The organism is Lysinibacillus sp. RC79 (genome assembly GCF_041262405.1).
Lineage (GTDB): Bacteria > Bacillota > Bacilli > Bacillales_A > Planococcaceae > Lysinibacillus.
In genome coordinates, this window is record NZ_JBGCCD010000001.1 from 373,702 (window position 1) to 393,307 (window position 19,606).

The 19,606-nt window shown below is 37.5% G+C and carries 20 protein-coding genes and 1 pseudogene; 16 read left to right on the plus strand and 5 right to left on the minus strand.

Annotation, left to right across the window (positions count from 1 at the left end):
* The first annotated feature begins 20 nt into the window (after window positions 1-20).
* From aroE to ABH968_RS01845, 10 genes are all read left to right on the plus strand, one after another.
* Window positions 21-851 carry a shikimate dehydrogenase gene (gene aroE, locus ABH968_RS01800; protein WP_370042008.1) on the plus strand — a complete coding sequence of 277 codons (831 nt, stop codon included), beginning with the start codon at window positions 21-23 and terminating at the stop codon, window positions 849-851.
* Window positions 852-856: 5 nt separating this feature from the next.
* Window positions 857-1,159 (plus strand): ribosome assembly RNA-binding protein YhbY, encoded by a 303-nt coding sequence (gene yhbY / locus ABH968_RS01805; RefSeq protein ID WP_053484736.1) that lies wholly within the window; start codon window positions 857-859, stop codon window positions 1,157-1,159.
* A 9-nt stretch (window positions 1,160-1,168) separates the two neighbouring features.
* Entirely contained in the window at window positions 1,169-1,759 is a 591-nt protein-coding gene (locus ABH968_RS01810; RefSeq protein ID WP_370042010.1) for a nicotinate-nucleotide adenylyltransferase, read from the plus strand.
* Complete coding sequence (yqeK, locus tag ABH968_RS01815) at window positions 1,728-2,300, plus strand: bis(5'-nucleosyl)-tetraphosphatase (symmetrical) YqeK (protein ID WP_370042012.1); 573 nt, start codon at window positions 1,728-1,730, stop codon at window positions 2,298-2,300. Before ABH968_RS01810 ends, yqeK begins: the two co-directional genes overlap by 32 nt.
* Complete coding sequence (gene rsfS / locus ABH968_RS01820) at window positions 2,297-2,641, plus strand: ribosome silencing factor (RefSeq protein WP_370042014.1); 345 nt, start codon at window positions 2,297-2,299, stop codon at window positions 2,639-2,641. The genes yqeK and rsfS overlap by 4 nt, the downstream gene beginning before the upstream one ends.
* Window positions 2,642-2,643: 2 nt before the next feature.
* Window positions 2,644-3,384 (plus strand): class I SAM-dependent DNA methyltransferase, encoded by a 741-nt coding sequence (locus tag ABH968_RS01825; RefSeq protein WP_370042015.1) that lies wholly within the window; start codon window positions 2,644-2,646, stop codon window positions 3,382-3,384.
* A 122-nt stretch (window positions 3,385-3,506) separates the two neighbouring features.
* Window positions 3,507-4,682, plus strand: a complete 1,176-nt coding sequence (locus tag ABH968_RS01830) for a DUF4085 family protein (protein WP_370042017.1) — start codon at window positions 3,507-3,509, stop codon at window positions 4,680-4,682.
* A 417-nt stretch (window positions 4,683-5,099) separates the two neighbouring features.
* The gene (locus tag ABH968_RS01835; RefSeq protein WP_370042019.1) at window positions 5,100-5,747 is read left to right on the plus strand and encodes a helix-hairpin-helix domain-containing protein; all 648 of its coding nucleotides are present in this window, start codon (window positions 5,100-5,102) and stop codon (window positions 5,745-5,747) included.
* 123 nt (window positions 5,748-5,870) lie between these two features.
* The gene (locus ABH968_RS01840) at window positions 5,871-6,440 is read left to right on the plus strand and encodes a ComE operon protein 2 (protein WP_370042020.1); all 570 of its coding nucleotides are present in this window, start codon (window positions 5,871-5,873) and stop codon (window positions 6,438-6,440) included.
* A 107-nt stretch (window positions 6,441-6,547) separates the two neighbouring features.
* Window positions 6,548-8,728, plus strand: a complete 2,181-nt coding sequence (locus ABH968_RS01845) for a DNA internalization-related competence protein ComEC/Rec2 (RefSeq protein ID WP_370042022.1) — start codon at window positions 6,548-6,550, stop codon at window positions 8,726-8,728.
* Between the two features lie 31 nt (window positions 8,729-8,759).
* Here the strand turns inward: ABH968_RS01845 and ABH968_RS01850 are convergent, their stop codons facing one another.
* A complete protein-coding gene (locus tag ABH968_RS01850) occupies window positions 8,760-8,897 on the minus strand; it encodes a YqzM family protein (protein ID WP_082337542.1) in 138 nt (45 codons plus the stop codon).
* 164 nt (window positions 8,898-9,061) lie between these two features.
* On the opposite strand from ABH968_RS01850, the gene holA reads away from it, so the two are divergent.
* Window positions 9,062-10,072 carry a DNA polymerase III subunit delta gene (gene holA, locus ABH968_RS01855; protein WP_370042177.1) on the plus strand — a complete coding sequence of 337 codons (1,011 nt, stop codon included), beginning with the start codon at window positions 9,062-9,064 and terminating at the stop codon, window positions 10,070-10,072.
* A 171-nt stretch (window positions 10,073-10,243) separates the two neighbouring features.
* On the opposite strand, the gene rpsT is transcribed toward holA, so the two are convergent.
* Window positions 10,244-10,492: a 30S ribosomal protein S20 gene (gene rpsT, locus ABH968_RS01860; RefSeq protein WP_370042024.1), complete on the minus strand. Its 249-nt coding sequence runs from the start codon at window positions 10,490-10,492 to the stop codon at window positions 10,244-10,246.
* Window positions 10,493-10,654: 162 nt separating this feature from the next.
* Here rpsT and gpr point away from each other — a divergent pair, with 162 nt between their 5' ends.
* The 4 genes from gpr (at window position 10,655) to lepA (ending at window position 17,139) form a co-directional block, all read left to right on the plus strand.
* The gene (gpr, locus tag ABH968_RS01865; RefSeq protein ID WP_370042026.1) at window positions 10,655-11,671 is read left to right on the plus strand and encodes a GPR endopeptidase; all 1,017 of its coding nucleotides are present in this window, start codon (window positions 10,655-10,657) and stop codon (window positions 11,669-11,671) included.
* Between the two features lie 52 nt (window positions 11,672-11,723).
* Window positions 11,724-12,620 (plus strand): stage II sporulation protein P, encoded by an 897-nt coding sequence (gene spoIIP / locus ABH968_RS01870; protein ID WP_370042028.1) that lies wholly within the window; start codon window positions 11,724-11,726, stop codon window positions 12,618-12,620.
* A gap of 560 nt (window positions 12,621-13,180) precedes the next feature.
* A complete protein-coding gene (locus ABH968_RS01875; protein ID WP_370042029.1) occupies window positions 13,181-15,079 on the plus strand; it encodes an acyltransferase family protein in 1,899 nt (632 codons plus the stop codon).
* Between the two features lie 233 nt (window positions 15,080-15,312).
* Entirely contained in the window at window positions 15,313-17,139 is a 1,827-nt protein-coding gene (gene lepA / locus ABH968_RS01880; protein WP_370042031.1) for a translation elongation factor 4, read from the plus strand.
* A 100-nt stretch (window positions 17,140-17,239) separates the two neighbouring features.
* Here lepA and ABH968_RS01885 read toward each other — a convergent pair whose 3' ends face one another.
* From ABH968_RS01885 to ABH968_RS01895, 3 genes and pseudogenes are all read right to left on the minus strand, one after another.
* Window positions 17,240-17,497: a tyrosine-type recombinase/integrase gene (locus ABH968_RS01885; RefSeq protein ID WP_370042032.1), complete on the minus strand. Its 258-nt coding sequence runs from the start codon at window positions 17,495-17,497 to the stop codon at window positions 17,240-17,242.
* Window positions 17,498-17,566: 69 nt separating this feature from the next.
* Complete coding sequence (locus ABH968_RS01890; RefSeq protein WP_370042034.1) at window positions 17,567-17,932, minus strand: site-specific integrase; 366 nt, start codon at window positions 17,930-17,932, stop codon at window positions 17,567-17,569.
* Between the two features lie 123 nt (window positions 17,933-18,055).
* Window positions 18,056-18,271: pseudogene (locus tag ABH968_RS01895) on the minus strand (tyrosine-type recombinase/integrase); the annotation flags it as partial.
* Between the two features lie 220 nt (window positions 18,272-18,491).
* Here ABH968_RS01895 and ABH968_RS01900 point away from each other — a divergent pair.
* Window positions 18,492-19,286, plus strand: a complete 795-nt coding sequence (locus ABH968_RS01900) for a CsxC family protein (RefSeq protein WP_370042035.1) — start codon at window positions 18,492-18,494, stop codon at window positions 19,284-19,286.
* Window positions 19,287-19,606: the final 320 nt, after the last annotated feature.

Here is a 19,606-nt window from a genome sequence, read left to right on the forward strand (position 1 = left end):
TAGAGAAGAGGGACTAGGAAATGAAGAAATGGTTTGCGGTTATTGGTGATCCAATCGAGCATTCGAAATCTCCAACAATGCATAATGCTTGGTTCGAGGAGCTGTCGATAGATGCGACGTATATTCCAGTGCGTGTAACTTCTGAAAATTTGGAGTCAGCGGTTGCTGGTCTGAAAACATTAAGTGCAAGTGGCTGGAACATTACAATCCCACATAAAACAGCGATCATTCCTTATTTAGATGAGCTAGATGAGTTGGCAGAAAAAATGGGAGCTGTCAATACGGTTGTCCGAACAAAAGAAGGAAAATTAAAGGGATACAATACAGACGGTGTTGGTTTTGTGCGTTCGCTAGAAGAAGCGGTTGGCAAGTCACATAAAGACAAGCCAGTTCTTCTTATTGGTGCGGGCGGTGCTGCTCGCGGTATTGCTTTTGCTATGCAGCAGCATGGTTATACGAATTTAACCATTGCCAATCGCACAGTGGCAAATGCTCAAGCAATTGTCGATGAAATAGGTATAGGGAATGCTATTTCTTTAGCAGAGGCTGAGGAATCATTAGCTGATTTCGGCATTTTAGTGCAAATGACATCGGCTGGACTTGCTACGGGCAATTTTTCAATGCCATTTTCACTAGAACGACTTGCAAAAGGCGCAATTGTGGCCGATATTGTGTATAATCCATTAATGACGCCTTTTTTAAAAGCGGCTGAGGAAAAAGGAGCAACCGTCGTTACGGGTCTTGGAATGTTCGTTCACCAAGGGGCTATTGCTTTTGAGCATTGGCTTGGTGAATACCCAAATACAAATTCAATGATTGCGCAATTAAAGGCGCAATTAGGAGGAAATTAATTTTTATGTTAACAGGTAAACAAAAACGTTTTTTACGTGCAGAAGCACATCATTTAACACCGATTTTCCAAGTAGGAAAAGGCGGCGTCAATGACGAAATGACAAAGCAAATTCGTGAAGCATTAGAAGTACGAGAGTTGATTAAGGTACGTATTTTAGATAACTGTGAGGAGGACAAGCATGAAGTTGCAGAAGCACTTGCTAAAGGTGCTCATGCAGAGCTTGTGCAATTAATTGGACTGACAGTTGTTTTATATAAAGAGTCCCGCAATCATAAAAAGATTGCATTACCAAAAGTAACGAAATAAGGTGAGACGATGAAAAAGATCGGTTTACTGGGAGGTACATTTAATCCACCGCATAATGGACATTTAATGATGGCTAATGAAGTACTGCATGCATTAGATCTAGATGAAGTTCGCTTTATGCCAAATGCGTTGCCACCACATAAGTTCGCACGTCATGATGCTAGCGTTGTGGAACGCCTTGAAATGGTAAGGCGTGCAATAAGTCCATATCCGTATTTTTCTGTGGAGTCGTATGAGGTGGATAAGGGTGGCGTATCCTATTCATATAAGACACTTTCTGCGATGTGTATAAGAGAGCCTAATGTGAAGTTTTACTTTATCATTGGAGGTGACATGATTGATTCGCTTCATACATGGTACTGTATTGATGAATTAGTGAAGCTTGTGCAATTTGTAGGAGTAAAGCGTCCAGGAACAGAGGCCACAACAGAGTATCCTATAGTAATGGTGGAAGCTCCCCAAATCGATTTATCGTCCACACTGATTCGTGAACGCCTTGCCACTGGAGGAACGATTACTTTTTTACTGCCTGAAGCGGTAGAGACGTTCATACGAGAGGAAGGTCTATATGGAACGCGAACAGTACTTGGCGGCGATTAAGCCACGTATGCCTGAGAAGCGCTATATTCATACCATTGGTGTAATGGAAACAGCCATTGAGCTAGCAACATTATATGGTGAGGATGAAAAAAAAGCTGAGACAGCAGCCATCCTTCACGATATTGCGAAATATGCAGATATCGAATGGATGGAGAAAATCGTCCGTGATGAAAAATTAGATGCTCGCCTTATTGGCTGGGGTAGTGAATTACTGCATGGTCCAGTAGGTGCATATATTGCAGAAAGCGAATTTGGCATTACAGATGAGGATATGTTAAATGCTATTCGTTTTCATACAACAGGACGCGTGGGCATGAGCCGTTTAGAAAAAATTATTTTTGTTGCAGATATGATTGAACCTAATCGTAAATTTGATGGTGTTGATCGTCTACGAAAAAAAGTAAAGAAAAATTTGGATAAAGCGATGAGTGCTTGTGTGCGCCATACATTGGCATTTTTAATTGACACAAAACAACCAATTTATCCATTATCAATAGAATGTTACAACGATATGATGAAAAGAGAGGACAGTGAAGGATGACTTCAACTTTATTACAATCAGCTTACAAAGCAATTGACGACAAACATGGTGAGGATATTGTCGTTTTAAATATGCAAGGTATTTCACTTTTAGCGGATTACTTTATTATTTCTCATGGTAATTCTGACCGCCAAGTGCAAGCAATCGCACGTGAATTACAAGAGGTAGCAGTAAAAGAGGGCTTTGAAATTCGACGCGTAGAAGGCTTCGATGCAGCACGCTGGATTCTTGTAGACCTAGGAGATGTTGTAGCGCATGTTTTCCATAAAGATGAACGTGCTTATTATAACTTAGAGCGTTTATGGGGCGATGCACCTCAACTAGACATGCCAGAGGCTTAAGTGTGAGTAGTTACGAACGATTTGCGCACGTGTATGATGAGCTGCAAACCGATATCCCTTACAATCTTTATGTGGAGTGGGTTTTGCAGCATGCACCAAGCAGTCAATTTCCAAATCTCTTAGATATCGGCTGTGGTACAGGTGTACTTGGCCTGTTGTTTGCGCAGGCAGGTTACAAGGTGAGTGGAATCGATTTATCTGAAAATATGCTCTCAATTGCCGCAGAGCGCTTTGCTGATGCAGGATTACATGTGCCTCTCTATTGTATGTCGATGGATGAATTAGAGGGCTTTGAGGCGCTTGACGTTGTAACGATTGCTATTGATTCGCTGAATTATGTAGTGGAGGAAAAAGCAGTTTATTCAACATTAGAACGTATTTATGGTGCTTTACGAGATGGAGGCCAACTGTTTTTTGACGTGCATTCGTTATTCAAAATGAATGATATATTTTTAGACGGGCCGTTTACGTATGACGATGGTGATATTAGCTATGTATGGCATACGGAGCCTGGCGATTTTGAACATTCCGTTGTCCACCAAATGACGTTTTATGTGCGTGATGCTGAGAGTGATCTGTATGAACGTTTCGACGAGGAGCATAACCAACGCACATTCTCAATTGAGCAATATATGGCATGGCTTCAGAAAATTGGCTTTAATCATGTAGAAGTAACAGCAGATTTTACAGATGAAGGCCCTGAATATGAAAGTGAACGCATTTTTATCCGTGCGCTAAAATAGTAAAACAGCTTGCTGGTAAACTAACCAGTAAGCTGTTTTTATTTTTCGTTGTTTATTATTTTGTTTTGCTTCCGAAATAATGTTTCTGTTATCTTACAACCCAATTAAAAGGAGCTGAAATTATGTGGCATTTAACATTGCGAGAGAAAACAGCGTATGAAAGTGCGATGAAACTACTTATTTACGATTCTGATGAAGAGTGGACACAGAGCCTTGCCTATGCAAAGGAAAATGATATTGATATATATAAAGAAAAAAAGCAGGAGTTAGCTGAATTACGGGATAGTTTAATAAACTATTTACCATTGCGGTTTCATACATATGTTTTAGATGGTACGTTGAATACACCAGATGTTCCTAAACATGTATGGGAAGATTTTTCACGATGGAGAAATGAACAGGAGCAGCTATTTGAAAATATTCTGGATGCAGCATATGAGGAAAAGCAGAGAACGTTAGCTTATATGAAACCAAAGGAAAGAGAGGTCTTTGAGCAAAGCCTTCATGATGCAAACATAGTTAGTATCCGCCGTACTGCTACTCAAGTTGAATTAACACTGGATATGGCGGGAGGTTTTACTGCAAAATCAATCATTTCTTTAACGTTTAACAATATTATAAGTGAGTTAGGTCATGTAGTCCCAAAGCAGTTTTATATTTACGATGAGCTCAGAAAAACAGCTAATGGTTTTTCACTTCGCGTTATTTTTGATTGCCCAGAGGTTGAGTGGACGATTGAAGCAGAGGAGTTAGACGCTGAATTTTATTATCGTCCAAAAACATATAGTGATTTTGCTGAAAGCGGTAATTTTTCTGGATACGTTCAAACATTGCAGCTAGAGAATGGCTTCATCTTTATTACACCGCAATTGAAAAAACGAGTGATTGGGCTTCAGCAACACGCACCGTTTTTAATGTTGGAAAATAGTCATTTATATGAAAATGAACACGGAGTTTTTGTGGATACAATACGTGTAGCAGACAAGTTAGAAGATTGTATTCATTTTTTACATACAGATACATATGAAGACCCGTTTGCGCACTTTAGTGAGCCTGTAGCGATACAAGACTTGGAGGAAGCAGCTCTTGGTACAGATTTAGAGTTAAAGGTTCGCGCTTGGAATACGATGTACGCCAATCCAGTACAGCTCGCCGAGAAGATTAATCATATATTAATGAAGATGAATCCAACTCAAGAGGATGATATGATGCAGTCTGTACTTATTCGCCATTTTCACAAAGAGGGAATCTTAATGACTGAACTTCAAGCGAAATTTAAAGATCTATTAGAAGACTAATGCTTTTAAAAAGTATTGCTAAAAGAGAGCAACGTTGCGCCAATATGCATCGTGGTTCTTTTTACATTGATTGGTAGAAATAAAAGTGACGGATTGATTCATCGAAGTGATTTAGTTGATTGGAGTGGAGACTGGGCGACTCCTTGGGGATCAGCGTCACAGATGAGACCCTGCAGCGAAGCGAAGCGGCTCATCGGACGCCCCCAGGAAAGCGCCCAGTCGGAACGGAAATCAACTGCACGTTATGGTGATGAGCTTTTATTTGAGTTCGTCATTGCTATAATTAGCAATGGGTAAGGACCATTTTTATAGTCGTCACACTTTCTATAAATAATTTATCTTTTCAACACATGAAGGATATTGTAAGATGAAATAGACTCCATATGATTACCTTTTGCAAAGGAAAGGATGTTATAGATGATCCAATCTTTTTGGCAAAAGTACAAAAAAAGTATGTTGATCCCCGGCATACTTGCAATCAGTGGACTTAGTTACTTCTTTTTTTCGAGTTCTGACTCTTCACCTCCCCAAGAAGAGCTCATCGAAACAATCCAACCTATTGAACAACATGAAATGAAAGAATCTGTTGATGAAGCGGTCATACAGCAGGTATTTGTTGATATAAAGGGTGCTGTTATGTATCCAGGTGTCTATGAGCTACAAACTGACCAACGAATTATAGATGCGGTAAAGCTTGCAGGTGGCTATACGCAGGATGCTGATACGCAACTCATTAATCATGCGCAAAAAGTTGAGGATGAGATGGTTATTTACATTCCTATAAAGGGTGAAAAGCCAGACGAAATTACCTCTAATATCTTGACGATGCCTACTAGCGGAACATCACAAAGTAACAATGGTATGAAAGATCAAAAGGTCAATTTAAATAAAGCAGATGAAGCAGCACTTACGACATTATCAGGTATTGGTCCATCAAAGGCTCAAAGCATTATTTCGTATCGTGAGGAGAATGGTGGCTTTAAAACAATTGAGGACTTAAAAAAAGTGAGTGGTATTGGCGAAAAAACGTTTGAGAAGCTGAAGGATTTCATTACAGTTAAATAATGGCAGTAAGTTTTGAGATATTGACGATTCTTTTCAAAAAAGGCTACACTAAAGTAGAAAAAGACTGTTGCAATAAAGGCACAGCATATTAATCAATTTAATTAAATTTATGGAGGTAGTCGTATGGAGCGAATTACTTGGGATCAATTTTTCATGGCGCAAAGCCATTTACTCGCATTACGTAGTACATGTACAAGGCTTGCAGTAGGAGCTACTGTCGTTAGAGATAAGCGAATTATAGCAGGTGGCTATAACGGTTCAATTACAGGTGATGAACATTGTATTGAAAAAGGCTGCTATGTTGTTGATAACCATTGTGTGCGTACAGTGCATGCTGAGATGAATGCTCTGCTACAATGTGCTAAATATGGTACGCCTACAAAAGGTGCAGACTTATATGTTACACATTTCCCGTGTCTGCCATGTACGAAATCTATTATTCAGGCAGGTATTGAACGTGTGTATTACGCTACGGATTATAAAAATAACCCTTATGCACAAGAATTATTTGAAAAAGCAGGTGTAGAGATTGTACACGTTCCGTTTGATGAACGTAAAATTGACTTTTTAAGCGACGAAAAATTAGCCTTGTACATAGACATGCTAAACGAACTTCGTGAAAGTGGTATGCCTGCAGAAAAATTGCTCCCATATGAACAGAAGGTGAGTGCATTATTTGGCAAAAAGCTTTAAAGCATAAATGGATTTACGTAGCACTAGCTGTACTTGTTGCTGCAATAGCGGCACACAAGTCAGCTTGGCTACTCGCTATTCTTCTGCTTTTCGCGTTATGGCTTAAATTGAAAGGTGAAAGGGGTTTAATTTCAGCACTTGTTATAGCCATTGGATTTCTTTCTTATTTCTTCATCGTTACATTTCAACTGACGGAATCTTCCCCCCTACCGTCAACATCCCAAATAACTTGGTCGAGTGAATATAAAATAAATGGCCAAAAGCTTAGAGGCTTTGTCAAAACTGAAACAGGTGAGAAGCTGTATGTCGTCTATACATTTTCATCAGAAGAAGAGAAAAGCTTTTATGAAACTACTTCATTGACAGGTAGGACCTATCTAGTCCAAGGAGAACTTGTAGCACCTCTTCCACCTGCACATGCATACGCGTTTTCTATGGAAAAATATTTGATCAGTAAAGGTGCTAGAGGAATATTTGAAGTTTCAAGCTGGACCTTTATAGAAGAGAAAAAATCCATTCGTTCGTTTCTTGCTAAACAGAGACATTCTATGAAAAAACATATTGAAACAACATTCCCTGAGTCACTAGTTGCAGAGGCACAAGCACTTCTAATAGGATCACAGGATCAAGTCGATCATGAGCTTCAAAGAGCCTATCAAAAGCTTGGCATCACTCATATATTTGCTATCTCTGGTTTGCATGTGGCACTTGTCTCATGGTTGTTTTTTGAAGGTCTCCTACGTATAGGTGTACGGAAGGAAATGGCGACCTTAATTTTACTCATCATCTTACCTATCTATGGGGTGCTAGCTGGTGGTGCTCCGTCCGTATGGCGCGCAGTATCTGTTGTAGAATTAATCATGCTGATGCGTTACGCTAGGTGGCAAATATCGATTGATGATGCTCTAGCAATTAGCTTTATTTGCTTTGTCCTACTTGAACCAGGTGTCATTTATCAGATTGGCTTTCAATTGTCATATTTAGCAACGGTTAGTCTCGTCTATTCAGGGGTCATTTTAAAACGATCCACGAACTGGTTGATTCGTTCATTTTTTATTACATTTGTGTGCCAGTTACTTGTTTATCCATTATTACTCCATCATTTTTATGAAATTTCTATTTCTTCATTTTTAGCGAATATTATTTTCGTACCACTGTTTTCCTTTGTTATTTTGCCTTTAAATATTGCCTTATTTGTAATAACGATTATGTCGATGCCAGTAGCAAAAGCTTTTTTTGTTGTGTACGAGCCGCTCCGTATTTGGCTTACAAAGTTTATTTTATATCTTCAGGAATTGCCGTTTCAGCTGTGGTCGCCTGGTAAGCCCGCTATATGGCTTATTTGCGTGGCGTTGATCAGTGTACTAGCAGGCTTCTATTTTATGGAGATAAAACATTATGGTAAATTTACAGTTGCGATCTTTATTCCTGCATTGTGCATTCATTTATCACCAATGTTGTTTAACGAAACTAAGCTGACATTTTTAAACGTCGGTCAGGGTGATTGTACGGTTATTGAATTACCGTTTAGAAGGGCTGTGTATGTTATTGATTCAGGGGGCTTACTTCGTTTTGAGCAGGAAATTTGGAAGGCTTCAGATAGCCCATATGAGGTTGGGAGACAAGTTGTTGTACCATTTTTGAAAGGAAAAGGGATACGAGACATTGATATTTTTATCGCCACTCATGCGGACGCCGATCACGTAGAGGGAGCTGAAGAGATTTTGCAAGAGATTAACATGCATGAAATTCATCTCACTCCTGGTTCAATGGATAAGCCTGTGATGCGGGATTTACTGATGGAAGCCAAAAAGCAAAAAGTTCCTGTGAAAGAAAAAATGCAGGGAACTGCGTGGCGCATAGGAAAAACTAGTTTTCATTATTTATGGCCCCGTGACACCCTTTATGAGGGGAATGATGATTCAATTGTTTTATATATGCAACAGGGGTCATTTCGAGCATTATTAACTGGTGATTTAGAGGCGTATGGTGAACAAGAACTTATTAATCTTTATAACAAGCAATTAGCGGATACGACATTGTTGAAGGCTGGACACCATGGCAGTAAAACATCAAGTATTGAGCCATTTGTGGAGCTGTTACGGCCTGAATTAACCATTTTCAGCTCTGGACTCAATAATCGCTATCGTCACCCACATGATGAGGTTGTGGAGCGTTTTACAAGTCGGAATTTATCTACTTTAACAACTGGAATAGATGGGACGATTGAAGTAAGAATTGATGGAACTAGTTGGTCTGTACAAAAGGAAAAAGACCTTGTCCAATGAGCAAGGTCTTTTCCTCGTACATTACATTTAATTATCTAGATGCTACTTCTACTACTATTGCGATGATAAACATAACTGCAAACATTCCGAATGATACACCGAAGCCAACTCCAGAATCGATTGCATCATTGCGGCGGCATTGTATGTTTTTTCCTTCAAATGGATTCATTGTTATCCCTCCAATTCTGTTATTTATTATAAGACATCATTTTCATAAAAGCTATATCGAAAAGGAGAATTTGCCAAGTGGCAAGGAATCGACACAATTCGGTCAAAGTCACAAAGGAATGTAAATCATGTATACTAGTAGTATTGCTAGATGGAGGGAAAATTATGATTTCAACGGTTTGGAATAATATCAAAAAAGGAGAGCTCTCACCAGTTTATTTACTCGTGGGTGAGGAAGGCTATTTTATAGATGAAACAGTTAAACGGTTAAAAGAAGCGATAGGACCCGAAGAAGAGATAGAGATGTCAACATTTGATTTGGAAGAAGTTCCAGTGGATGCCGTTATGGATGAAGCAGATACAATTCCTTTTTTTTCTGAGCGAAAGCTTATCATTGCTAAAAACGCATCCTTTTTAAAAGCAACCGAAAAAGGAAAAGAAAAAATTGACCATGATATTAAACGCTTAGAAACATGGCTTGCTAACCCTTCTGATTTTTCAGTAACAGTTTTTATCGCTCCTTATGAGAAATTGGATGAACGTAAAAAAGTGACAAAGATGATGAAGGAGCATGCGTTGTTAGTCCAAGCTGAAACACCAAAGGAGCAGGACTTAGCTGTGTGGATACAAAGTATAGTCAAAGCAGAGGGTAACAGCATAAAACAAAATGCTATTGAGCAGCTTGTCGCAATGGTGGGACCGAATATGCTACAGTTGCAAATGGAAGTTGAGAAGCTAACGCTTTATGTAGGAGATGGTGGTGAAATAACTGCTACGCTAGTCGAGGATTTAGTGGCAAAAACGTTAGAGCAGGATGCCTTTAAAATGTTAAATGCTTACTTTGCGAACGATTCTGTAGGGGCATTGTCTATTTATCACGATTTACTACGTCAAAAGCAAGAGCCTATCATGCTTGTTGGATTGCTTGCATCAAATGTACGTACGATGTCCAATGTATTTTATTTATTAAAAAAGGGTTATCATCCACAGCAAATCGCAAAAAATTTAAAAATACATCCTTATCGTGTCAAGTTGATGGTTGAGCAGCGTAATCGTCCATCAGAGGAAAGCTTATTGAAGGCTTTATATCAGTTAGCAGAGGTCGATTTACAACTGAAATCAACAGGAGGCAATCGTGAGCGTTATTTAGAACTCTTTTTATTGCGTCAACTTTAAGGGTATAGCGATAAGAAAACATCTATTGATGAGCTGTCCGAAGCAACATGGGCAGCTCTTTATAGTAAGTACAATAGTGGGAAAATGAAGTTACGACAAGGGATAATTGATTTTCTTATAAATTAAAAAGATCAGCAACTCCTAATAGAGTATACTGATCCTTTATAACAATTACGCTTTTTTAGAAAGGCGAGACTTTTTACGAGCCGCCGCGTTTTTGTGGATAAGTCCTTTTGAAGCTGCTTTATCTAAAGATTTGTAAGCTGCTTGTAAAAGTTCTTGTGCGTTTTCAGCTTTAGCAACAACAGCGTTTTCAGCTTTTTTCACTGTAGTACGCATTGCAGATTTAGCTTGAGTGTTAGCAGCGTTAGCTTTTTCGTTAACTTTTACGCGTTTAATCGCAGATTTAATGTTTGGCATATATTTCACCTCCTAAATTAGGTACGAGATGATATCTTCTCATTGATTTCTTGTGTCAATACAACAAAAATCATTTTAACAAACGCTAGGCCAAATTGCAATAGATAAATGCAAAGAATATTTACTTGACAGTTTGAACAAACTACAGTTGAGGTGAACTGTATGCAAAACTTTAACTGGCAACGTACGGATTTAATTGATGAATCTGAAGAGGTTGTTTTACATCAAACGAAAGAACAAAAAGATACGCTTAAAGAGTCGAGTGGTATTCAAATTGAAGATCGGGATGCTGGTCGGGTAAAAATCACTGATGTGCTCGTTGATGCAGAAGGTGAGAAGCAAATTGGAAAGAAGAAAGGTCAGTACATTACTCTTTCTGTGCCTACTTTGACGCTAGAAGATCAGGATGGGTTTGAGCAGCTTGAGAAAGAATTGCTTGTGAATTTTAAAAAAATGCATGAATCCATGGCATGGAAAGAAGAAGACAAAATTCTCATTATTGGTTTAGGGAATCGTACAATTACACCAGATGCTATAGGACCGTATCTTATTGATCATTTGCATAGTTTAGATGTAATTGATGAAAAATTCGTTATGTATGCGCCTGGAGTAACGGGGCAAACAGGATATGAAACTGGTGAATTTGTAGCGGCGTTGGCAGAGCGTCTTAAGCCTAAATTAATTATTGTTGTAGACGCACTTGCAACAAGAGCTAGTAATCGCTTATGTAAAACAATTCAATTAACGGATACAGGGATACACCCTGGTTCAGGCGTTGGAAATCACCGTAAGGAAATTTCATATGAGATGCTTGGCATTCCTGTTACTGCAATTGGTATCCCAACAGTGGTTGATGCACCTGTATTAATTGCGGATGCTGTAGAGGTAATGCTACGTTCTATAGCTGCACGAGTGTCAGAGCGGAGTAAACCATCATCAAAATTGTCATTATCGTCTTGGCAACCAGATATAAATAAAGAACTAGATATGTCTTTAGTAAAGCCGATTTTTGGTGAGTGGGCTACGTGGTCTAAAGAAGAGCGCCAGCAATTATTTGCAGAGACTTTCGCAGGCTCGCATACACAGCTGATGGTCACGCCAAAGGAAGCTGATTATTGGGTAGATAAGTATGCAAAATTCGTGTCATCTATGCTTATGAAATGGGCAAGTAATCTATAATTTTTTTCGTTCTAAAAGGCACCCCCCCTCCATACGATAAGGGGAGGAGGGTGTGACTTTGCTAAAAAAACTACAGTGGTCATTTGGTTTATTATTGTTCTTTTTCGTATTACCTGTCATTGCTGGGCAACTTCCGTTCAACAAGCAAGCATCGACTCCGATTAAAGAACCAGAGGATAAACAAGTCGTGTTTGCCGCTACTAATTTACCTGAACAAAGTGCACTGGAGCAGACAAAAGAGCAAACGCAAGAGCAAACGCAAGAGCAAACGCAAGGGCAAACGCAAGAGCAAACGCAAGTTCAAACAAAAGATCCATTTAAAGTCTTGTTATTATTTACGCATTCACAGGAATCATATCAACCAATGGTGAAAGCTGTTAGCGGAAAAGCGGCCTATTATGACGAAAAAACAAATATTTATAATTTAAAAGATACTATTTCTAAGCATTTTAGTAAGAATGGTATACAAACGGATATTTTAGGTGTTGATGTTATGAAGGAACTAAAACTTAAGGGGAAAAGTTTTCCAGATTCTTATAACTTTGTTCGTCCTTATTTAACAAAACGTTTACAAGAGCAATCCTATGATTTAGTTATTGATTTGCATCGAGATTCTGCCAAGAGAGATGCGACAACCTTAACACATAACAACGAGTCATATGCACGGATTGCAATTGTTATTGGTGCAGAGCATAAGAATTATAGATGGAATACTGCTTATGCAGAAAGTCTATCTGCTGCTATGAATGAAATGGTTCCAAAGATTTCTAGAGGTGTTATATCTAAAAGTGGTGACAATGTAGATGGACGTTATAATCAAGATTTAACAAAAGAAATGATCTTAATCGAACTAGGTGGAATAGACAATACAGAAGAAGAATTGAATCGTACAATTGCTGTAATAGGAAAAGCTATAGCAAAATCCTTCATTACAGGAAAACAAGTATGATATACGTCTTATTTAATATTGGAATTGGCGAAAAGATGGACTTTTTATATAGCCTCTTTTTGCCAATTATTTGTGAAGGGCGTTGCACTTAATTTTTTTGGACAAAGTATGAAAAATTAAATGATTGTTAGCAAAAATACCAGGAATTTTTTTAGGGGAAATAATTGTAAAGCCTTTTAATTACTCATTTCTTGTCTTATAATTTTTTGAGTCAACACATAAAGATTTGACTATGAGTTGTAGTTTTGTAGCGGCATATGCATAGGCGAAATACGCTTTTAAAGCATCTACCATTTTGGAGATGCTTTTTTAATGGATAAAATATGAAAAAGATTAACCTTTATTATAAAAGGATATACATATGAGAAGTTAATTTCGTGTTGTTTATATGATCAAAAAAATATTTAAAGATATCATTTTATATAAACTTTTATTAATACTCATCCGTCATTTATATAAGTGAATGCACTGAATCATTAGTTAAAAGGGGACGATATTGGCTTACACTATAAAAATATCGACAAGGTTTGTAGACTATCGGAAGAAGAGGAAGGAATATTATGTCAGGCAAGGCAGTCAATCATCGTTATATCCCCGGGTTAGATGGGATTCGAGCTTTAGCAGTACTAGCTGTGATAGCTTATCATTTTAACTTCAAATGGGCCAGAGGTGGATTCCTAGGAGTTGATATCTTTTTTGTTTTATCGGGTTATTTAATAACCTCTACTATTTTACCTTTAAAAGGAAATCAGTTAACAGTAGGGCTAGGAGAATTTTGGGTTGGGCGATTTCGACGCCTATTACCTGCTGCGTACGTAATGATTATTACTTCATTCACTTGGGCTACCTTATTTCATAAGGAACTTCTAAATACATTGCGCGGAGATGCAATTTCCTCTATTTTTTATTCAAGTAATTGGTGGTTCATTTTTCATAAGCTCTCTTATTTTGATAGTTTTGGATCTCCTTCACCTATAAAAAATTTATGGTCTTTAGCGATTGAGGAACAATTTTACCTTATTTGGCCAATTCTGTTAATGCTAGGGCTTTATCTTGTTAAAAAACAGAGTAAATTAGCCATTTTTATCTTTATCGGTGCATTATGCTCAGCTGTGTTAATGGGCATAATGTATGAGCCAGGAGCTGATCCTAGTCGTATCTATTACGGGACAGATACACGATCCTTTGAATTACTTATAGGGTGCTGGCTAGCTCTCGTTTGGCCGATGAAAAGACTATCTTCTCAAAAACTATCTACTGACCATGTCAATAAACTAAATGCTATAAGTTTGGTTGCTTTTAGTATTTTTATTTTAAGTATTATTTTTGTAGATGAATATCAAACTTTTTTATATAGAGGAGGCATGTTCCTTTTCTGTTTGAATGCAGCAATATTAATAGCGTGTGTATGCCATCCGATTAGCATTTTAGGAAAATTACTTTCTTTGAAGCCTCTACGTTGGATTGGTTCAAGATCGTATGGAATTTATCTATGGCATTATCCGATAATGGTATTGGGCACTCCAGTCCATGAAATAGGTAATCCTGCGTACTGGCGAGTTGCTTTACAGCTAGTTCTTATTTTGATTATTGCTGAATTATCGTATCGTTTTATCGAAATGCCAATACGGAAGGAAGGATTCCGCTCCTATTATCGACAGTATCTTGTATTTAATAAAAATAAATGGGGCAGCTTTTCGTTTACTAGAAAAATTTCTACTGTGCTTGTTCCACTATTCCTTCTAGTATTTTTTACTGGAATGACAGGCGTTGTAGGAGAAGAACAAACGGAATCAAAAGAATCTAAGCCAACAGAAATTAAAATAAATGGTGGAGAACAACCTTCTAAGCATAATGATTCCGTTGCGGAAAAAGAAACATCAGAAAGCAATTCATCGAATGTTCAGAATGAACAAATTGAAACTAGCCCTCAATCGGACAAAGAGGAACCTAAGCAGGGAGATCATGATACTACTGCTGACCCTATAAATGAATCCTATAATGGAATATTAGCTATTGGAGATTCTTTAACGATAGATATTGCTACAAGCTTACATAATATCTATCCGAACATTACGATTGATGCAAAGATTGGTCGCCAAGTTTCACAAGCTGTCAAACTAGCACCAAATTACGCTAGTTTTAATCAGCCAAATAAAGCAGTTATTATTCAACTAGGCACAAATGGTTACTTTACGAGTGATCAGATCGATACACTACTTGAATCTTTCTCCAATGCCGATATTTATTTAGTGAATACTCGAGTACCGCGTCCATGGGAAAGTAAAGTAAATTATTCATTACAACAAAAAGCTCAAGAGCATGATAATATTACATTGATTGATTGGCATTCGGTTGCTATCAACCATCCAGAATTTTTTACTCCAGACGGCGTACATTTAGAACAAAAAGGTGTTAATACATTAACAAACCTTATTCAACAATCAATAAATATTTAATTTAGTAATAAAATAGCCGGCGTGCACCATTTCTGGGTGTAGCTGGCTATTTTTTATGAAGGGTATAGGAAATATCTCTTAGCAACTCATTTTCGTTTTTGCATTGTTTTGCAGAGGAAATGGCACACTATTTAGAATAACCATTGATTTAACAGCATTTATGCCGTTCTATTGTTGTGGTTTATATAAGGTTCATAGTATAATTCATTATAGTTTAATTAGGAGTGGAAAAGATGAACCGAGAAGCACGTTTAAAAAGACAAGAGAATATACGAAATTTCTCTATTATTGCACATATTGACCACGGGAAATCAACGCTTGCTGACCGTATTTTAGAGCAAACAAAATCATTAACCTCTCGTGAAATGAAAGCACAGCTACTCGACTCAATGGATTTAGAGCGTGAGCGAGGCATTACGATTAAATTAAATGCAGTCCAATTAAAGTATGAAGCTAAAGATGGTGAAGTGTATATATTCCATTTAATCGACACACCAGGACATGTCGATTTCACATATGAAGTATCACGCAGTTTAGCTGCTTGTGAGGGTGCAATTTTAGTTGTCGATGCAGCACAAGGTATTGAAGCACAAACACTAGCAAATGTATACTTAGCGCTTGATAGCGACCTAGAAATTTTACCTGTTATCAATAAAATTGATTTACCAGCAGCAGATCCAGAACGTGTACGTCAAGAAGTTGAAGACGTAATCGGGTTAGATGCTTCTGAAGCGGTTTTAGCTTCTGCTAAAGCAGGTATCGGGATTGAAGATATTTTAGAACAAATTGTAGAGAAAGTGCCTGCACCAACTGGTGACCCGGAGGCACCGTTACAAGCCCTTATTTTTGACTCTGTTTACGATGCTTACAAAGGTGTTATTATTTCCATTCGAATCATGAATGGTACAGTAAAACCTGGCGATAAAATTCGTATGATGGCTACTGGAGCAGAATTTGAAGTTATTGAGGTAGGGGTACACACACCAAAAGTTGTACCACAAGCTGAATTAACAGTCGGTGATGTAGGCTATTTAACAGCATCTATTAAAAATGTAGGTGATACTCGTGTGGGGGATACAGTTACATTTGCGAATCGTCCAGCAGCTGAGCCATTAGCAGGTTATCGTCGTTTAAATCCAATGGTATACTGTGGCTTATATCCAATCGATACAGCTAAATATAATGACTTACGTGAAGCGTTAGAAAAATTAGAACTTAATGACTCTGCACTTCAATATGAGCCAGAGACATCACAAGCACTAGGATTTGGTTTCCGCTGTGGCTTCTTAGGGCTTTTACACATGGAAATCATTCAAGAGCGTATTGAGCGTGAGTTTAACATTGATCTAATCACAACAGCGCCTTCTGTAATTTACAATGTTCAAATGACGGATGGATCTACAGTTAAGGTTGACAACCCTTCATTTATGCCGGATCCTCAAAAAATTGATCAAGTGGAAGAACCTTATGTAAAAGCTACAATTATGGTACCAAACGATTATGTAGGAGCTGTTATGGAGCTTTGTCAATTGAAGCGCGGTAATTTTATGACAATGGATTATATTGATACAACACGTGTCAGCATTATTTATGAAATGCCGTTATCAGAAATCGTTTATGATTTCTTTGATTATTTAAAGTCAAATACGAAGGGCTATGCTTCATTTGACTACGAACTCATTGGTTATCAGCCTTCAAAACTAGTGAAGATGGATATCTTATTAAATGGTGAGCAAGTCGATGCACTAAGCTTTATCGTACACCGTGACTTTGCGTACGAGCGCGGTAAAGTAATCGTTGAAAAATTGAAAGAATTAATCCCACGTCAACAATTTGAAGTGCCAATTCAAGCAGCAGTTGGTCAAAAAATTGTGGCTCGTTCAACAATTAAAGCTATGCGTAAAAACGTATTAGCGAAATGTTACGGTGGGGATATTTCTCGTAAACGAAAACTTCTTGATAAACAAAAAGAAGGTAAAAAACGTATGAAACAAGTAGGTTCAGTTGAAGTGCCACAGGAAGCATTCATGGCTGTTCTGAAGATGGATGATTCGAAGTAATTCGGTAATGATATGATAAGGGTTTGTGACATATTTATTTAATTTATATAAGGGTTAAATGGTGGGGCTCCCCACCAATTCCCCACCATAAAAAAATACGTTAACAATTCTTATATATCTTGAGCAAGTGAATCAAAGATGTTTGCAGCATCTCTGGCCATTTTCTCAGTGAGGTGGACATAGCGCGATCTTTTGTGACGGTTCTGCTATGTCCCAATCTTATTTGTACAGTTTTAACAGGTGTACCATTCTCTATTAATGTCGTTGTATGTGTGTGACGCAATGAGTGATAGTTAAAACTAATGTTTAATTTTTCTAGTATTATATTTGATGACACTTGACGTACAATGTTCGCCATTTTCTTTTTTTACATACATAATCATGTTCTGGATTCTTTTTATAAAACTCACCGCACTTTAAACGATTTTCATGTTTTTTTTTTAGTGCGTCTTAAGATTTTGGTTAGAGCATTACCAAAGGGAATTGTTCGATAACCAGCCTTTGATTTTGGAGGTCTAGGTTGCCAGTGTATTTTTCTGTTTTCATCTTCGATACCTATTAGTTGCTGCTCACTTTCCAACGTCATTTCCTCGAAATTTATATGTTTCCATTCAAGCCCACAAACTTCATCTACACGCACACCACAATGTAAGCCAATGTGAAATGGTAAATAAAAAGGGTGATCCTCATTTAAAACACTATTAATACTTCTTAAGTTTTCTTTTGATTGAATTTTTAAATCTCCACGGGTAGGTTTTCTACTTTTATCCTTCATGAGCTCTACATAATGCATAGGGTTTTCTTTAATGTATTTGTATGGATACACTGCGTGATTTAAGGATTTGCTTAAGATACCTACGATTATGCTTAATGTTTGATGAGCAAAACCTTCACGTGTTGTTAAATTAATAAACTGTTGTAAGACATGAGTGGCTAAAGATTTTACTTTATATTTACCTAGAGGAGGCAAGATGTGATTCTTTATTACACCTTCATAATTGTAGTACGTATTCGGTTCTAGTTTAAGGTCAACATATTCTTCTATCCAATAATTTAAGTCCTGTAATGTAATTTCTTGTGGTATAAATACGGTTCCAGCATTTTCGTACTCTAATATCTTTCTCCGTAATATTGCTTCTGCTTTTGACTATTATTTTCTTGAAATTCTCCAATCAAAAAAGGTAACTAAACAATTAAAACTAGGTGCTAAAAATGGTGAGTATCTAGCATTTTGATGTTCATTCTAAAAAATCCCTTTTTAAAAATCAGAAAAAACTAGTATACACGTCTATAAATAGAATTAATCGCTACATATTCTAGCAATATAGAGAGCGCTCTCTAATACTAAAAAAATGAAAAGAGGGAATTTTTTGAGTGATCAATTAGATAATCAAGTTAGTCAAGTCGACCCTTGTCCAGTAACATCAACTGAACAAATCCCATTAACTAGTGAAATTACTCCAATAGTCGCTACACCGGTTACGACTCCAACTATTAAAGTTCCGGTTGTACTTGCAGAACCAACACTTCAAATCGCTGTGGAGGCAGATATTACGCTTAGTCCTGCAGCAACTGAAATCAAAAGAGTGAAAAAAAATGTATTCCTAAATCAAGTTAAACTAGTACCGGTTGCTTTTGCACGTATTGCTGGCACTGACTTTTTTAGGGTAACAAGAGCTAAATTATTTGTAGCGGGACATATTCGCAAAAATATAGAATATGCTTCAGCAGCATGTAACGGGGCACTCCAAGATAGAATTGCTGATGTTCAGTTTTCTGGTTTTACAGACCTTACTTTCCCACAAACAGTAGGAGGTCCTACTCCGATCTTAGGAATTTCCGAGTTTGCCGAAGCGAACTTCCTTAATGAAACTACGCAAATGGATGCTCGATTGGATAAAGCTTTCTTCCAAAATTTAGTTAAATACAATGAACAACCATTTGGCGAGTTAGTAGCTGCAAACTTCTTTGAACTTGATTTTTCACCGGTTATGGCAGCACCAGAAGGCACTTTCGACACATTACGTGAAAAAATCGTGCTAGAGCTTACTGTAAAAGTACTGCAAGTTCAACAAGTTCGCCTTGGAGCTGGTAGTACTGTAATAACTCCTGTTCTTACAGGGCTTACTCCTCCAGTTAGTCCTTGATAATCTCTAGTTTTTAGAGGAGCAGAACAAATAAAAAACGCAGTTCACTGCAACAAAATGTAATCGAAAAAACAATCCTGTAATATTTAATGAGTACTAATAAAAATCAAATATTTAATTTGGCAGTTGAAAGTTCGGCTGAAGCTGATTTTCAACTGCCTTTTTGCAATTTAATAACCAAGATGTATTAGACGGTGTGTAATTAAGGGAAGGCTGGAGGATTGCAAAAGGGCATTTTTCAACAGTTCCCGAAAAATATATTGAACAAATTAAATCTACAGAACGCACGATAAAAAGATTTATTCATCAATTATTAGAAC

Coding starts and splice junctions, on each gene's coding strand:
- ABH968_RS01900 (WP_370042035.1), top strand. CDS start 18,492: ATGAAAAGAGGGAATTTTTTGAGTGATCAATTAGATAATCAAGTTAGT.
- ABH968_RS01890 (WP_370042034.1), bottom strand. CDS start 17,932: ATGCATTATGTAGAGCTCATGAAGGATAAAAGTAGAAAACCTACCCGT.
- ABH968_RS01835 (WP_370042019.1), top strand. CDS start 5,100: ATGATCCAATCTTTTTGGCAAAAGTACAAAAAAAGTATGTTGATCCCC.
- lepA (WP_370042031.1), top strand. CDS start 15,313: ATGAACCGAGAAGCACGTTTAAAAAGACAAGAGAATATACGAAATTTC.
- gpr (WP_370042026.1), top strand. CDS start 10,655: ATGCAAAACTTTAACTGGCAACGTACGGATTTAATTGATGAATCTGAA.
- yqeK (WP_370042012.1), top strand. CDS start 1,728: ATGGAACGCGAACAGTACTTGGCGGCGATTAAGCCACGTATGCCTGAG.
- ABH968_RS01850 (WP_082337542.1), bottom strand. CDS start 8,897: ATGAATCCATTTGAAGGAAAAAACATACAATGCCGCCGCAATGATGCA.
- holA (WP_370042177.1), top strand. CDS start 9,062: ATGATTTCAACGGTTTGGAATAATATCAAAAAAGGAGAGCTCTCACCA.
- aroE (WP_370042008.1), top strand. CDS start 21: ATGAAGAAATGGTTTGCGGTTATTGGTGATCCAATCGAGCATTCGAAA.
- ABH968_RS01885 (WP_370042032.1), bottom strand. CDS start 17,497: ATGGCGAACATTGTACGTCAAGTGTCATCAAATATAATACTAGAAAAA.
- ABH968_RS01875 (WP_370042029.1), top strand. CDS start 13,181: ATGTCAGGCAAGGCAGTCAATCATCGTTATATCCCCGGGTTAGATGGG.
- rsfS (WP_370042014.1), top strand. CDS start 2,297: ATGACTTCAACTTTATTACAATCAGCTTACAAAGCAATTGACGACAAA.
- ABH968_RS01830 (WP_370042017.1), top strand. CDS start 3,507: ATGTGGCATTTAACATTGCGAGAGAAAACAGCGTATGAAAGTGCGATG.
- ABH968_RS01810 (WP_370042010.1), top strand. CDS start 1,169: ATGAAAAAGATCGGTTTACTGGGAGGTACATTTAATCCACCGCATAAT.
- yhbY (WP_053484736.1), top strand. CDS start 857: ATGTTAACAGGTAAACAAAAACGTTTTTTACGTGCAGAAGCACATCAT.
- ABH968_RS01840 (WP_370042020.1), top strand. CDS start 5,871: ATGGAGCGAATTACTTGGGATCAATTTTTCATGGCGCAAAGCCATTTA.
- rpsT (WP_370042024.1), bottom strand. CDS start 10,492: ATGCCAAACATTAAATCTGCGATTAAACGCGTAAAAGTTAACGAAAAA.